Here is a 14069-nt window from a genome sequence, read left to right as displayed (position 1 = left end):
CGCCTTGTACGGATCCAGTACCGCCGGCCGCGGCGGTTGGGCTGAGAGTCCGAACCGTGGAAGAGGGTGCACTCCGGTTGGAGGAGCTGTTGTTTCCGTCGATCGCGGACATCGCGGTGCTGCCGGTGGACGTGAACATCGAGATAGTGCGTGTTGACGCGCAACGCACCACGGCCGGCGCCGCCTGCCCGGGGTGCGGGGCCCGGTCGACCCGGGTTCATAGCTCCAACCTGCGGTTTCCCACTGACGCACCGAGTGCTGGACGAAGAGTCGTGCCCAGTTGTGAGTTCGGCGGTTCCGGTGCCGGTACACCGTGTGCCTCCGTCGTACCTTCGTGGAGCGGATACCCGGCCTCACGTGGCATGTACGGCCGGCGCACCGAGCGGCTGCGCTCCACTCTGGCCGCAGTCGGTCTTGCCCCGGCCGGCCGGGTCGGCGTCTGGCTGGCTGCCGTCCTCGGCGTGTCCGTCAGCCGGAGCACGGTCCTGCGTCTGGTCGACGTGCTGCCCGAGGCGGAGGCGCCCGCACCGGGGGTGGCCGGTGTCGACGAGTACGCCGCACGCAAGCGCCGCCACTACGGCACTGTCCTGGTGGACGTCGAAACCCGTCGTCCGATCGATCTGCTCCCGCGCCGTACTTCGCTGAAGGCGCCGCGGCCGGAGCGCCGCAGGCGGTCCAGGGCGCAGACAGACGGCATCTCTTGCACAACCTGAGCGAGGCCGCTGAGCGGAGCGTCGCCCAGCGCCGCCTCTGCCTGCACGGCCTGACGCCCGCAGCGCCCCAGCCTGAACACAAGGCGGGCCCGGCTGCGGACCCGTCCGTGTCGCCAATGACCATGAGGACACCGGTTCACCGGCCAGTGGCAGAACCGGCCCTCGGCGCTCGATGACTACAAGCCCCACCTGGACGACCGTTGGAACGAGGGCTGCACCAACGCGTGGAAGCGGTGGGAGGAGATTGTGCCGCTCGGCCACAAGGGTAGCTACCAGCGCGTTCGCGCCTACCTGGGGATCCTCCGGCACCCGGAAAACCTCACCGAACCCGAGCAACTCCAGCTCAAGGCCGCACAGCCCGCTGCCGAAGTCACCATCCGCACCCCTGCCCCCGGTCAGGACCCTCCCCAAGCCGCGGCGCGTGATCCGCTGGATCATGACCGCCCCCGACCGGCTCCGAGAAGCCGACGCTGCCGAGTTCAAGGAGATCCGCACCGGCTGTCCACACCTCGACCTCACCGTCCGGCACGTCCGCGACTTCGCCGCGATGATGCAAGACCGGAACGCCGAGGCCCTTCCTACCTGGATGGACCGGGCCAAGGCCGACAACCTGCCCGCCCTGCACTGGCCGGCCAACGGCTTCCACCGCGACCTCGACGCCGTCACCGTCGTCTTTGCCACTCCCTGAGCTCAGGCCAGGTCGAAGGACACGTCACGAGAGCCAAGCTCCTCAAGCGCATGGGCTTCGGCCGCGCGCACCTACCGCTTCTCCGTAGACGCATCCTCCACAGCCCATGAACGTGCAGTCGTCAGACTCTCGTCACCGAGGTGTGGCCGAATCTCCGGGTGCCCGCCGCCGGCCGGGCCACATGTCGTTATAGGAGGCGTCCATGAACTGCGCCTGCGGAGTTCATCGAGGGCGGCCTGAACTGCGAGCACGAGGACATCACCCGGTGCCCGAACCACCGGCGGCTGGTGGCTGAGCGCCTCAGCGCCCGGATGCCCGCGCCATGGTATTTGCGGGCGGCCGCGGTGACGGCGCTGTGCGAGGCGCCGACCCTCGGCCAGCTGCGCGAAGCCTTGTTGATCCCGTGCACCGACCTGCTCGGGCGTCTCACGCATGCCAGCGTGAAGCAAGCTGAGTACTCACGGAAGTGAGTTGAGGTGCGCCATACTGCAAGTCGCTTTGTGGAACCGATCATTACCTGAGCATCGCAGCGCATGACGATACGGCTCTGGCAGGTTCGGCGCGGGCGTCAAAAGGCGTATCCGGGTCCGGTGCCTGGGGGCCTGACGGGCAGGGGGGAGTAGCGATGGAACCGGTCCTCATCGTCCTGGTCATTGTGGTGGTGTTGGTCTTCATCGCCCTGATCAAGACCATCCAGGTCATCCCGCAGGCAAGCGCCGCCATCGTCGAGCGCTTCGGCCGCTACACGCGGACCCTGAACGCGGGCCTGAACATCGTGGTCCCGTTCATCGACACCATCCGTAATCGCATCGACCTGCGCGAACAGGTCGTACACTTCCCGCCCCAGCCGGTGATCACCCAGGACAACGTGGTCGTGAACATCGATACGGTGATCTACTACCAGGTCATGGACGCGAGGGCGGCCACCTACGAGGTCGCCAGCTACATCCAGGCGATCGAGCAGCTGACGGTCACCACACTCCGGAACATCATCGGCGGCATGGACCTCGAACGCACCCTCACCTCCCGCGAGGAGATCAACGCGGCCCTGCGCGGTGTCCTCGACGCGGCGACCGGTAAGTGGGGCATCCGCGTCAACCGCGTGGAACTCAAGGCCATCGAACCGCCCGCCTCCGTCCTGGACGCGCTGGAGCAGCGGATGCGCTCCCACCACGTCCGGGACTCCGAAGTCCTGCGTGCTGAGGCCGAGAAGCGGGCAGCCGTGATCCGGGCAGAGACAGAACGCGAAGTGGCCGCCATCTTGTCCGACGGGAGGGAGGCCGCACGGGTCGCGCCGCTGTCGCACCGGCCTGCGGATCTCCCTCCCGTGCGCCAGCCGTTACGGGAGGGTGACCCTCGCCGTATCGATCGCTACCGGCTGACAGCGAGGCTGGGCCAAGGTGGGATGGGGACGGTCTATCTCGGTCACTCTCCGGGCGAGCGCTTGGTCGCGGTCAAGGTCATCCAGCGGGAACTGGCCGCCGATCCCGTATTCCGTCAGCGTTTCGCCCGCGAGATCACTGCCGTGCGCAAGGTCGGCGGTTTCCACACCGCGTCCGTGGTCGATGCCGATGCGCACGGTGACCCGCCCTGGCTGGTCACGGAGTACATTCCTGGCCCATCGCTGCACGACGTCCTGAGCCGGCACGGCGCCCTGCCCGTCAAGACCATCCAGACACTGGCCACCGGCATCGCCGAAGCACTGGAGGGCATCCATCAGTGCGGCATCGTTCACCGTGACCTCAAGCCCGGCAACATCATCCTCTCCCACACCGGCCCGCGCGTCATCGACTTCGGCATCGCCCGCGCCCTGGACGGCACCGCCATCACGCGTACCGACCATCTCGTCGGCACCAGAGGCTTCCTCGCCCCTGAACAGCTCACCGGCGCGCCGGTCACCTTCGCCACAGACCTCTACGCCTTCGGCATGGTGCTCTGCCACGCCGCCGGGGCCGTGCCCGCAGACGGCGAGTCCCTCGATTCCGCCCTCGACCTGTTGCCGTCCCGTCTGTCCGGCATCGTCACCCGCTGCCTCGCCCACGACCCCGCGAGCCGCCCGACGCCCGCCGAGGTTCTCGAGCAGCTTGCCGACCCCCACCCTTCGGACGAGGACTGGCTGCCGCCCCTCGTGCGGACATTGGTGGATCTGCACAGACAACCGACTGAATCGGCAGGTTGACAACACGTCAGGTCCAACCCGAGCCGGTCTTCGGGCAGCTGCCGGTTCGGCGCCGTGGCGCCGAGGCCCACCGACGGGTCCCCGGGTGGGACGCCCTCGAACAGGTCCGCCAGATGCGCACCCGGCTGGACTGCCTGACCGCGGGCCTGGTCGGGCGGGCCCGGCTGTTGCAGGTCACCTGGAGCGGTATCCGCCCGGCGCTGAGCGTCAGCGAGGACACCGCCCCGCACCGGTACACCGACGATTGCATCGTGCGCCGACTGAAGCAGGTCGGACACCTGCCGTCCGTACCGGCCTCGTTGCGCGCCCTGTACGAGGAACCGGCCCGGCACATCGCCGGCGGCCCGGCCGACATGAGTGAGGAGATCCCCGACTGAGCCGAGGCCGGCGGCGCGGCCTACAACCGCCCCGGGTCCGCCCACAACTGATCAGCAAGTTCGGCGACGTCCTCGGCAGCGCACCCGCACTCGGCTGAAGAGGTTGGCCGATGCCACTGACGGTCACTGATCATCAGTGTCCTTCTTGACCGAGGGCCCTTCCTTTGGAATGCCTAATGGGCATAGTTCACGATTCAGCCATCCCTGGCGGGCCTGCCCCACACACCCATCGTGTGCGCGCCCCGTGCGGCTGTCGAATCGCGGGGCCGTCGGGATGCCGGGGACGGACGGGGCGAAATAGGATGGCTGTAGCGACAGTGCACGAAACACGTGCCCACGGCAGTGGGCCCATGGAGGTGCACGATGAGCCACGCCATCGACATCGGCGCCGACCGGCTGCTGGGCATGTCGCGGTCCGAGCTCGATCGGCTGTTCCGTTCCTCCCCGCCCGGCGAGATTCCCCGGGGCAAGGGCCTGGGGACAGTGCTCCTGGGACTCGGCCCGAAGATGAACGCCGTGGCAGCCGTACTGGCGCGGCGTCTCATGTGGCAGGGCAAGGTCTTCGACCCCGACGGCCGTGAACTGCGCAATCTCGTCACGCCGTTCGGGATCCGGGCGGTGCGGGCGCGGGTCTACCGGGACTCGAGCTGGTCAGACAACGGCGCGTGCATCGTCCTCGACTACTCGCGCACCTCGCTCGTGGCCCACCGGATCCGGGACGAGATCCGCGGCGTCGGGCAGGGGGTCTATCTCGGCAACGTCTACTGGGGGCGGCGCAAAGTCCTGGATTTCAGCCTGACATTCCGGGATGCGCGGACCTGAACTGCCCGAGCAGAGGCGGAGGTGCTTGAAGATGCCGTATCAGACGGCGGTCACCGTCCAGGCCGCCCTGCCGCCCGATCGAGTCGCCGAGGTGCGGGAACTGCTGCACGAGGCCGGCCGGAAGGGCACGGCCGGGGAGTTGTTCCCCTTTGCCGAAGTACCGAGCATTCACTTCGCACGCGTCGTCCTTGTTCCCGAGGGGCCCGGCGGCGCCACAGCGGACATGCCGCCCAGCGTCGTGTACATGGGCGAGGTGGACGGGCCCGTGGAAGCCCACCTCGCCGATCTGGTCCGCAAGGCGAGCGACGGCCTGGACCGGGTGTTCGGGCACTGCGCCGGATATCCGGCAGGCGGCTCCCCGGATGCGGCGCGGATCGACTGGCTGCATTCCCATGTGGTGCCCTGCGCCGCCTATTACGTCAACACCGTCGGGAGGGGACGGCAGCAGATCGAGCAGGAGGCCATGCTGCGCGAGGTGATCGAGGAATTCCTCGACCGGCACGGACCGGCTCTGGCCGACAGGAGCCCTGTGGAGATCAGGGCCGCCGTCCAGGCATACGTCGGCAGCCGCGAGGACCTCGCCTGGGCCCGCACCGGGCCCGCGCCGCCCCCGCTCGGGTGGCGGATCCGCCAGGCCGCCCACCGGGTCGGGGTTCCGCTGGCCGCCCTGGTGCTGCTGCCGTTTCTCGTGATCGCCCTGCCGGTCTGGGCCGTTCTGCTCAGGTTGCACGAACGCCGCGATGTCCCCGATCGTGCCCGTCCGAGCCACGACCGCATGGGCGAACTCGCGGGCTGCGAAGACTTCGTGGCGCAGAACCCGTTCACCGCCGTCGGCTCAGTCAAGACCGGTCCGTTCCGGCGGATCACGCTCACCGTCGTCCTGTTCGTCGTGGACTACGGCGTCCGCCACGTCTTCAACCGGGGCAACCTCGCCGGGGTCAAGACGATCCACTTCGCCCGCTGGCTGTTCGTCGACGGGAAACGGCGGGTGATCTTCGCGAGCAACTACGACGGCAGCCTGGAAAGCTACATGGACGACTTCATCGACAAGGTCGCCTGGGGGCTCAACGCCGTCTTCAGCAACGGCCTCGGCTATCCGCGGGTGCGCTGGCTCGTGCTGGACGGCGCCAGGGACGAGCAGGCCTTCAAGAACTACCTGCGGTGCCACCAGGCGCCGACGCAGGTCTGGTACTCGGCGTACGACACGTCGACCGCACACGACCTCGACATCGCCGCCCGCATCCGGGCAGGCCTCTTCGGGGACCTCGGCCCCGCCGAGACGGAGGCCTGGCTCGCCCTGTTCTGAAGAGCTGCGAAGGAAGGGCGCCACCATGACGACGTCGCTGGAACTCGACGACATCCAGGGCCTGGTCACCCGCGGCTACCGCACCCTGACGTCGGCCTGCTTCCTGGTGCTCGCCACTGCCGGGCCGGCGGCCACCGCCCGTGCCGCGCTGGGGAGGCTGGCGCCCCGCGTGACGAACGGCCTCTCCGAACCCTCGGACACAGCGGTCAACGTGGCCCTCACCTCGGACGGCCTGCGGCGTCTGGGACTGGCGACACCGGAACTCAACGGATTCCCGTACGAGTTCGTCGTGGGGATGACCGACCCCGACCGCAGCCGCTTCCTCGGGGACGTCGGGGAGAGCGCCCCCCGGTACTGGCAGTGGGGCGGCCCGGCCGGCCCGCCCGTGCACGTCCTGGTGATGCTCTACGCACGCGACGGGGGGTGGCTGGAGCAACTGGAGGCCGAGATGCGCCGAGAGGTCCTGGCCCCTGGCGCGTTCACCGAGACCGTCCGGCTGGGCACCGTCGAACTGACGGGCCGTGAGCACTTCGGCTTCCGCGACGGCATCTCCCAGCCCCTCATCGAGGGGCTGTCCAAGGCCGCAGCGGCCCGCGACGGGGGCACAGACGGTGAGCAAGTGGTCAGGGCCGGGGAATTCGTCCTCGGCTATCCCAACGAGTACGGGCTGCTGACGGACCGTCCGCTGCTGCCGCCCGCCTACGACCCCCTCGGTGTGCTGCCGCGCGCGCCCGAGGGTGGCGTGGACTTCGGGCGCAACGGCAGCTACCTGGTCTTCCGGCAGCTCCGCCAGAACGTCGAGGCCTTCCGGGACTACCTCGACGCGGAGACACGGCGCCCCGACGGCAGCAGCGACCCCGCCGCACAGGAGGCGCTCGCCGCGCGCATGCTGGGACGCTGGCCCGGCGGTGCCCCTCTGGTCCGGGCGCCCGAGCACGACGACCCCGCCCTGGCGACGGACAACGGCTTCGGCTACTACGCCACGGACCCGGACGGCCTTCGCTGTCCGCTCGGGGCCCATATCCGCCGGGCCAACCCCCGTGACTCCCTCGATCCCCGCCCCGGTTCCGCCGATTCGGTCGCCGTCGGACGCCGCCACCGGCTGCTGCGCCGCGGCCGGCCCTACGGCCCTGACGGCACGGGGGACGCCCCCGACGCACGCGGACTGCACTTCCTCGGGCTGAACGCCAACATCTCCCGCCAGTTCGAGTTCATCCAGCACACCTGGCTCGACAACCCGAACTTCAACGGGCTCCACGACGGCCCCGACCCGATCGTCGCGCCGCGCCAGGATCGCCGTTCGACATTCACCGAGCAGGGCAGGCCCTTCCGCACCCGCCACCTCGGCCTTCCCCAGTTCGTCACCGTTCAGGGCGGCGCCTACTTCTTCCTCCCGGGCCTGAAGGCGCTGCACTGCCTCTGCACGGCCGTACCCGAGGGGAAGCGGCAGTGAGCGCCGGGCAGCGATTCAACGACGCGGTCCTGGGTTGCGTCCTGCTGGAGCGGCGCATCGACCCCTACGTGCGCCCGCTGTTCGACCGGACCCTGCTGCGTCCCCTCCAGGCCGCCGCGCAGTGGTGCATCAACGTACGCCGCCGGGACGAGCACCTGGGTCTCGCCGAAGAGCGGGCCGTGCCGGGCGAGGCGGCGGTCGCCGAGGCCGTCGCACAGCAGATGGCCCGCTTCGTCCGGCGCCAGTACCGGCCGGGGGAGGCCCAACGAGCCGGCAACACCAAGACCTACGGGGTCGTCCACGCGGACTTCACCGTCCGGGACGACCTGCCCGCACGGCTGCGGCACGGCGTGTTCCGAACCCCCGCCACCTACCGCGCCTGGGTCCGCTTCGCGGGCCCCGGCCCCCTCGCGCCGCCCGACATCAAGGACAACGGGATCCTCAGCATCGGCGTCAAACTCCTCGGCGTCGGGGGCGAGAAGCTGCTCGACGACGAGCGGTGGACCCAGGACTTCACCGGCATCAGCGCGCCGACCTTCACCACGCCCGACGTCGTCGAGAACCTCAGGCTCCAACAGCACGTCTTCGCGGGCACTCCGGTCCTGTACTTCCTCGACACCCGTCACCCGCACCTCTGCGACATGATCATGCAGGGGCTGTACGCGAAGACCCAGACCAGCCCGCTGGAGGCCCGCTACTGGAGCTGCACGCCGTACCTCCTCGGGGCGGGCCAGGCCATGCAGTTCTCCTTCGTGCCCCGCGACGGGACCCGCAGCCGAGTTCCCTGGCACCCGCCCGACGACTACCTGCAGCAGGCCCTGGCCGCCGCACTGCGGGAACACGACGTCTCCTTCGACTTTCTCGTCCAGGTGCAGACCGACGCCCACCGGATGCCGGTCGAGAACGCGTCCGTGGTGTGGCCCGAACGCCTCTCGCCGTTCGTGCCGGTGGCCACCCTGCGCCTGCTCCGGCAAGAGTGCGATCCGGCGGACCAGTTCGCCCGTGCGGACCGGCTGTCCTTCAATCCTTGGCACGCCGTGCCCGAACACCGGCCGCTGGGCAACCAGAACCGTGCCCGCCGCACGATCTATCTACGGCTCGCGTGGCTCAGACAGGCCATGAACGGTACGCGGCACCAGGAGCCCGGAGAGGAGGAATGACGGGCCGGCGGCCGTCCCGCGGCCCGACGCGCACATCAAGACCGCTTCTCATATCGTAGGAAAAGGGAGGAAACGTCCTCTGGATGCCCTCCTGGAAGGGATGCTGAGATGGACGTGCGGACAGGCGCGCGCTGTTCCCTGGCCGTGATCCGACTGGTGAACGGCGCAGCGGCCCTGCTGACTCCGAGAGTGATGGCCCGCCGTCTGGGCGCGGACCCCGGACAGCCCGCCCTGGTCTACGTGCTCCGCATGTTCGGCGTGCGCACCGTGGTCATCGGCGCCCAACTCCTGTGCCCCGCGGACGCGGACGACCTTGACCGGGCGCTGCGGACCGGCACGCTCATCCACGCGAGCGACGTCCTGGCCGCCGCCTGCGCCGGCCGCGAGGGCCTGCTTCCGCGCCGCATGGCCGCTGCGACCACGGCGATCTCGACGGTCAACGTCGCCCTGACACTCGTCGCCCGGGGGTGGCCGCGCCGGCCGTCGGACGTCCGCTGACGCCGTAGCCGCCGCGCCTCCCGGGACGGGACGCCGGAAGGAATCCCCTCATGAGCACAGCACCACAAGGCCGAGCCGCGTGGTTCGTACAGCTGCACGACCGGCTGGCGGTCGCCGTCGACCAGAAGGTCGGCTGGCAGCGCCTGCCCAAGCCCCTCGCTCTGCTGACCCTCATCGGCCTGCGGGACAACCTGCGCCGCAAGAACCTCTTCGACACCGGCTCCTACCCGTCGTGCAACCTGCCGGACGTCGGCCCCCCGGACGTGCAGGATCTCACGGGGCGCACGGCCGACGGCACCTACAACGACCTGACCGATCCCCGTATGGGCATGGCTCGTTCGCGCTTCGGCCGTAACGTGCCGCCGGACCGGGCCTTTCCCGAACCCGAGCCACGCATTCTCTCCCCGAGCCCGCGCGAGGTGAGCCGGGCCCTGCTGACTCGGCACGCGTTCGTCCCGGCAGAGTCCGTCAACACCCTGGTCGCCGCCTGGCTCCAGTTCATGATCAAGGACTGGGTCAGTCACGGGCAGGGCACCATGGACCGTCCCTGGCGCATCGATCTGGCCGACGGCGACCCGTGGCCCACGCCACCGATGCTCGTGCCGAGGACCATCCCGGACCCCACCCGCGCGGACGGGCACGACGGCCTGCCGCCGACCTTCCTCAACGAGAACTCACCCTGGTGGGACGCGTCCCAACTGTACGGAAACAGCCCGGACGAGCAGCGGTCGCTGCGCACCGGCGAAGGGGGCAGGCTCCGCGTCCCCAACGGCCCGCTGTTCCCGGACGACCCGGACAAGGACCCGTCGGGCATTCCCGGCTTCTGGCTGGGACTGGCCATGATGCACATGGTCTTCCTGCTCGAACACAACGCGATCTGCGACGCGTTGCACGACGCCTACCCGGCGTGGTCCGACGAGGAGCTCTTCCAACGGGCACGGCTGATCACAGCGGCGCTCATCGCCAAGATCCACACTGTGGAATGGACGCCCGCCGTCATCAGCCACCCGACGACCGTCGCCGCCATGCACGCCAACTGGTACGGCCTGCTGGGCGAGCGCCTGCACCAGATCTTCGGCCGTCTCAGCAGGAGCGAGGTACTCAGCGGCATCGTGGGCGGGCGCACAGACCACTTCGGCGTCCCGTACTCGCTCACAGAGGAGTTCGTCGCCGTCTACCGTATGCACCCCCTCATCCCCGACGACTGGAGCTTCCGGTCGGCCGCCGACGACTCGCTCCTGCAGGCGGCAACCTTCCGGGAACTGACAGGGCAGCAGGCGTACGACATCCTCGGCAAGCACTCCCTGACCGACCTGCTCTATTCCTTCGGCACGTCACACCCGGGCCTGGTGACCCTGCACAACTACCCCCGGTTCCTCCAGGAGTTCCAACGGCCCGACGGCAAGCTCATGGACCTCGGGGCCGTCGACATCCTGCGCTCGCGGGAGGTGGGCGTGCCCCGCTACAACGAGTTCCGGCGCCAGCTCCAACTCCTCCCTGCCGATGACTTCGACACCCTCACGGACAACCCCGTCTGGGCCGAGGAACTGCGCCGGGTCTACGACGGGGACATCGAGCGCGTCGACCTCTCGGTGGGCATGTTCGCCGAACCCCGCCCGAAGGGCTTCGCGTTCAGCGACACGGCCTTCCGTGTCTTCGTCCTGATGGCCTCCCGCCGCCTCAACAGCGACCGGTTCCTCACCAGGGACTACACGCCGCAGGTGTACACCAGGACCGGCCTGGACTGGATCGAGAACAACACCATGACCAGCGTTCTGCTGAGGCACTTCCCGGGGCTGCGGGCGTCGCTGCGGTCGGTGGACAACGCCTTCGCCCCCTGGTCCGCGGCGGGGGTCCCGCAGTGAGACAGGAGGCGGATGACGCGACGCGCAGACTGCCGGCCTCGCCGGGAGACGCCCGCCCCGCCCCGCTGTCGCGCGTGCACAGCTGCGTCCTGGCCGTCGTGGCCCTCGCCGTCTTCGCGGCCGGGCTCTGGATCCGCCTCCAAGCCTCCGTCGTCGACGACGTGGGGCTGCAACTGGCCGGCAGCGCGCGTGCGGCGCACACCCTCGTCGGCGTCCGGACGGCCGACTTCCGTACGGCGCTGACGGCCGACTTCGTCCTCATAGGGACGTACACCGTCAGCACGGTCCTCGCGTTGTGGCTGAGCGGCCGCACCATAGCGGTGCGCATGAGACACCGCTGCCTGGTCGTGTACGGGATCGGCGGAGTCGTCGCAGCGTGTGTGTGCGCCGTGACCGAGAAGCTGCTGCTGCTCCATGGGCTGAGCGGCGCGGACTGGCCGTTCGCGTGGGCTGCGGGCTTCGCGACGGTCAAGTGGCTGCTGCTCGTCGTCACCGTGCCGGTCGCTGCGGTCGTGGTCGCGATCGTCCTCAAACGGGCCGTGTTCTACGGCTGTGCCCAGCGCAGGTACGCCAGGGAGCGCGCATGCCACAGGACATGCGCATGCGAAAGCAGGCGCAGAGGCGACACGACCGACTCCGGCCCCGAGAGGCCCGACGTCGTCGCGCCCTGGCCCGTGATGGAGTGGGGCCGGCGGCGCTGGCCGGGGACGGCACGCTGTGACCCTCCCCGTTCCAGGGAAGCGCGCTGGGAAAACGGCAGCCGGGTGCCGCCCGGCCGGGAACAGGGCGGGCTCGGCTTCTGCGTCTCGGGCGGCGGCATCCGCTCGGCCTGCGTCACCCTGGGCGCACTGCAGGCCCTCCGCCCCCAGCTGTGCAGGGCGCGCTACCTGGTGTCGGTATCCGGAGGCGGCTACACCACGGGTGCCCTGCAACTGGCGCTGGCCGGGAAGAGCCGGTGGTGTGAGGAAGGCCGGTACAGAGCCGGTACCGACGACGTCTTCATGCCCGGCACGCCGGAAGAGGACCACACCCGCCGGCACTCGAAGTACGTCGCGGAAGGCACCGGCCAATGGCTGGTCGCCATCGGGGCCGTCCTGCGGGGCCTGCTCGCCTCCCTGGGGCTGCTCACCGCCACTCTGCTGGTCCTGGGCCTCGCCCTGAGCTGGGGCTACCACCTCGTTCCGCTGGCAGACCCGACCCGGCTCCCGGGCTTCCGGGGACCCGCGCTGTGGGCCGTTCTGGCCCTGCTCTGCTGCGCTGCCGTGTTCTGGTTCCTGTGGCTGGTTTCCTTGTTCCTCGCCAGGCAGTTCTTGTCGGGCGCGTTGAAGAAGGCCTTCCTCACGTTCGTGGTGGCGGGCCTGCTGCTGGCCGTTGTGGTCCTTGTCTTCCCCGCCCTGGAGTGGGGGACGGCACGTATATGGACACTTCATGCCCCGGCGACCGCAGCGAGCGGCGGAGCCGTGGGGCTGCTCACCTATGTGACCGTGCTGGTCAGTACCACATGGCGGCGCATCGAGACCGCCGAGCACGCCGTCGAATCCGCCAGGCGTTCGCAACTGGTGCGCGCCATACCTGTTGTCGCCAAGTATCTGCTGGTATGGGTGGTTCTCATTGTGGTGGCAGTGGCCTCCCTGCTTGTTCTGGGCGGGGCGATCCACGGCGGGCGGACATGGCCGGGGGCGGTCCAAATCGGCCTTCCCGTCGTCCTCGGGGTGGTCGCGCTGAGCCTCGACCAGACGTGGACGAGTCTCCACCCCTTCTACCGCGCCCGGCTGGCCACCGCTTTCGCCGTCCGCCCCAGGACCGACCCGGACGGCGAACAGCTGGCGGTCCCCTACGAGTTCGACGAGCCGACGCCGCTTGCCTGCTACGGTAGGCGGCACCCCGGCTTCCCCCAGGTCGTCTTCGCCGCGGCGGCCAACCTGTCCGGCGACGACCGCACACCGCCGGGGCGGCATGCGGTGTCGTTCACCCTGTCATACGACTACGTCGGCGGTCCGGACGTCGGGTACGCCCGGACGGGCGTCCTGTGGAACCGCACCAGGCCGGTCATCCGCAAGGACCTGACCGTCGAGTCGGCCGTTGCCGTCTCCGGTGCGGCCTTCGCCTCGGCCATGGGACGCCAGGCGCGTGCGTTCCAGACGCTGTTCGCGCTCTCCAACGCCCGGCTCGGCACCTGGCTTCCCAACCCCGGTGTGCTGGGAGCTCTTTGGGACGAGCGTGCCGACTGGGGGCTGCCTCCGATGCCTGGCATCCGCCGCCTGCCGTACCTGCTGCGGGAACTGTCCGGCCGCTACCCGATGGACGACCGGATGCTGCTGGTCACGGACGGCGGGCACTACGAGAACCTCGGCTTGGTCGAACTGCTCCGGCACGGCGTCACCACCGCCGTGTGCGTGGACGCCAGCGGGGGCTCCGGGGCCTTCGCCCCCGCTCTGGGCGAGGCCATCGCCCTGGCCCAGGAGGAGCTTGGCGTCGAGATCAGGATCGCGCGCGAGGACTGGCGGAAACTCGTTCCGGGCAGCGCGCCTCCCCTCACACCGCAGCAGGCCCAGCCGCCCCCGCCGAACCCACTGGCCGCCCTCGACCTCCGGCTCTCGGCCGACACAGTGGTCGAGGGCGAGATCGTGTACCCGCGCGCACTGGTGGACGAACGCGGCCGAACGCTGGGGACGCGGGGACGGCTGATCGTCGCCCGGGCCACGCTGACCGCCGACATGCCCTACGCACTCCTCGCATACGCCCAGGCCAACCAGGAATTTCCCCACGACGGCACCAGCGACCAGTGGTTCGACAGCAGGCGCTTCGACGCCTACCAAGCACTCGGCCACTGGATCGGCGAGCGGGTCGCAGAGCTGCTCCCGGTGGAGAGCTGCGCACCCCGGAGCCGGATGCCGTGGTGCCGGAAGTCCGGGCGCCGAGCAGCAGGATCCGGTGCATGACGGGGGACGGGCGGCACAGTGTCCCGTTGCGGGCGGGCAGGAGGTCAAGCTGCTGGGCTGAACACC

At 69.8% G+C, this 14069-nt stretch carries 11 protein-coding genes and 1 pseudogene; all 12 read left to right on the top strand.

Going from position 1 to position 14069, the window contains the following annotated elements; genetic code table 11:
* Window positions 1–362 precede the first annotated feature (362 nt).
* Complete coding sequence (locus ACH47Z_RS38670) at window positions 363–713, top strand: hypothetical protein (protein ID WP_399082513.1); 351 nt, start codon at window positions 363–365, stop codon at window positions 711–713.
* A gap of 421 nt (window positions 714–1134) precedes the next feature.
* Window positions 1135–1401 (top strand): hypothetical protein, encoded by a 267-nt coding sequence (locus ACH47Z_RS38665; protein WP_399082510.1) that lies wholly within the window; start codon window positions 1135–1137, stop codon window positions 1399–1401.
* 625 nt (window positions 1402–2026) lie between these two features.
* Window positions 2027–2686 (top strand): annotated as a pseudogene (locus tag ACH47Z_RS38660) (SPFH domain-containing protein); the annotation flags it as partial.
* 42 nt (window positions 2687–2728) lie between these two features.
* The gene (locus tag ACH47Z_RS38655) at window positions 2729–3580 is read left to right on the top strand and encodes a serine/threonine-protein kinase (RefSeq protein WP_399082616.1); all 852 of its coding nucleotides are present in this window, start codon (window positions 2729–2731) and stop codon (window positions 3578–3580) included.
* A complete protein-coding gene (locus ACH47Z_RS38650) occupies window positions 3577–3957 on the top strand; it encodes a hypothetical protein (RefSeq protein ID WP_399082507.1) in 381 nt (126 codons plus the stop codon). Before ACH47Z_RS38655 ends, ACH47Z_RS38650 begins: the two co-directional genes overlap by 4 nt.
* A 363-nt stretch (window positions 3958–4320) precedes the next feature.
* Window positions 4321–4779 carry a hypothetical protein gene (locus ACH47Z_RS38645; RefSeq protein WP_399082504.1) on the top strand — a complete coding sequence of 153 codons (459 nt, stop codon included), beginning with the start codon at window positions 4321–4323 and terminating at the stop codon, window positions 4777–4779.
* Window positions 4780–4810: 31 nt separating this feature from the next.
* The gene (locus ACH47Z_RS38640) at window positions 4811–6085 is read left to right on the top strand and encodes a hypothetical protein (RefSeq protein WP_399082501.1); all 1275 of its coding nucleotides are present in this window, start codon (window positions 4811–4813) and stop codon (window positions 6083–6085) included.
* A gap of 25 nt (window positions 6086–6110) precedes the next feature.
* Window positions 6111–7538 (top strand): Dyp-type peroxidase, encoded by a 1428-nt coding sequence (locus ACH47Z_RS38635; RefSeq protein ID WP_399082498.1) that lies wholly within the window; start codon window positions 6111–6113, stop codon window positions 7536–7538.
* A complete protein-coding gene (locus ACH47Z_RS38630; protein ID WP_399082495.1) occupies window positions 7535–8698 on the top strand; it encodes a hypothetical protein in 1164 nt (387 codons plus the stop codon). Before ACH47Z_RS38635 ends, ACH47Z_RS38630 begins: the two co-directional genes overlap by 4 nt.
* 108 nt (window positions 8699–8806) lie before the next feature.
* The gene (locus ACH47Z_RS38625) at window positions 8807–9196 is read left to right on the top strand and encodes a hypothetical protein (RefSeq protein ID WP_399082492.1); all 390 of its coding nucleotides are present in this window, start codon (window positions 8807–8809) and stop codon (window positions 9194–9196) included.
* A 50-nt stretch (window positions 9197–9246) separates the two neighbouring features.
* On the top strand, window positions 9247–11061 hold the full coding sequence (locus ACH47Z_RS38620) for a peroxidase family protein (RefSeq protein ID WP_399082489.1): 1815 nt from the start codon (window positions 9247–9249) through the stop codon (window positions 11059–11061).
* 74 nt (window positions 11062–11135) lie between these two features.
* Window positions 11136–14003 carry a hypothetical protein gene (locus ACH47Z_RS38615; protein ID WP_399082486.1) on the top strand — a complete coding sequence of 956 codons (2868 nt, stop codon included), beginning with the start codon at window positions 11136–11138 and terminating at the stop codon, window positions 14001–14003.
* The last annotated feature ends 66 nt before the right edge of the window (window positions 14004–14069 follow it).

The organism is Streptomyces sp. NPDC020192 (assembly GCF_044388685.1).
In the GTDB taxonomy this organism is placed as follows: domain Bacteria; phylum Actinomycetota; class Actinomycetes; order Streptomycetales; family Streptomycetaceae; genus Streptomyces.
The sequence above is the reverse complement of the archived record's forward strand: the minus strand, read 5'-3'. Positions and strand labels throughout refer to the sequence as shown.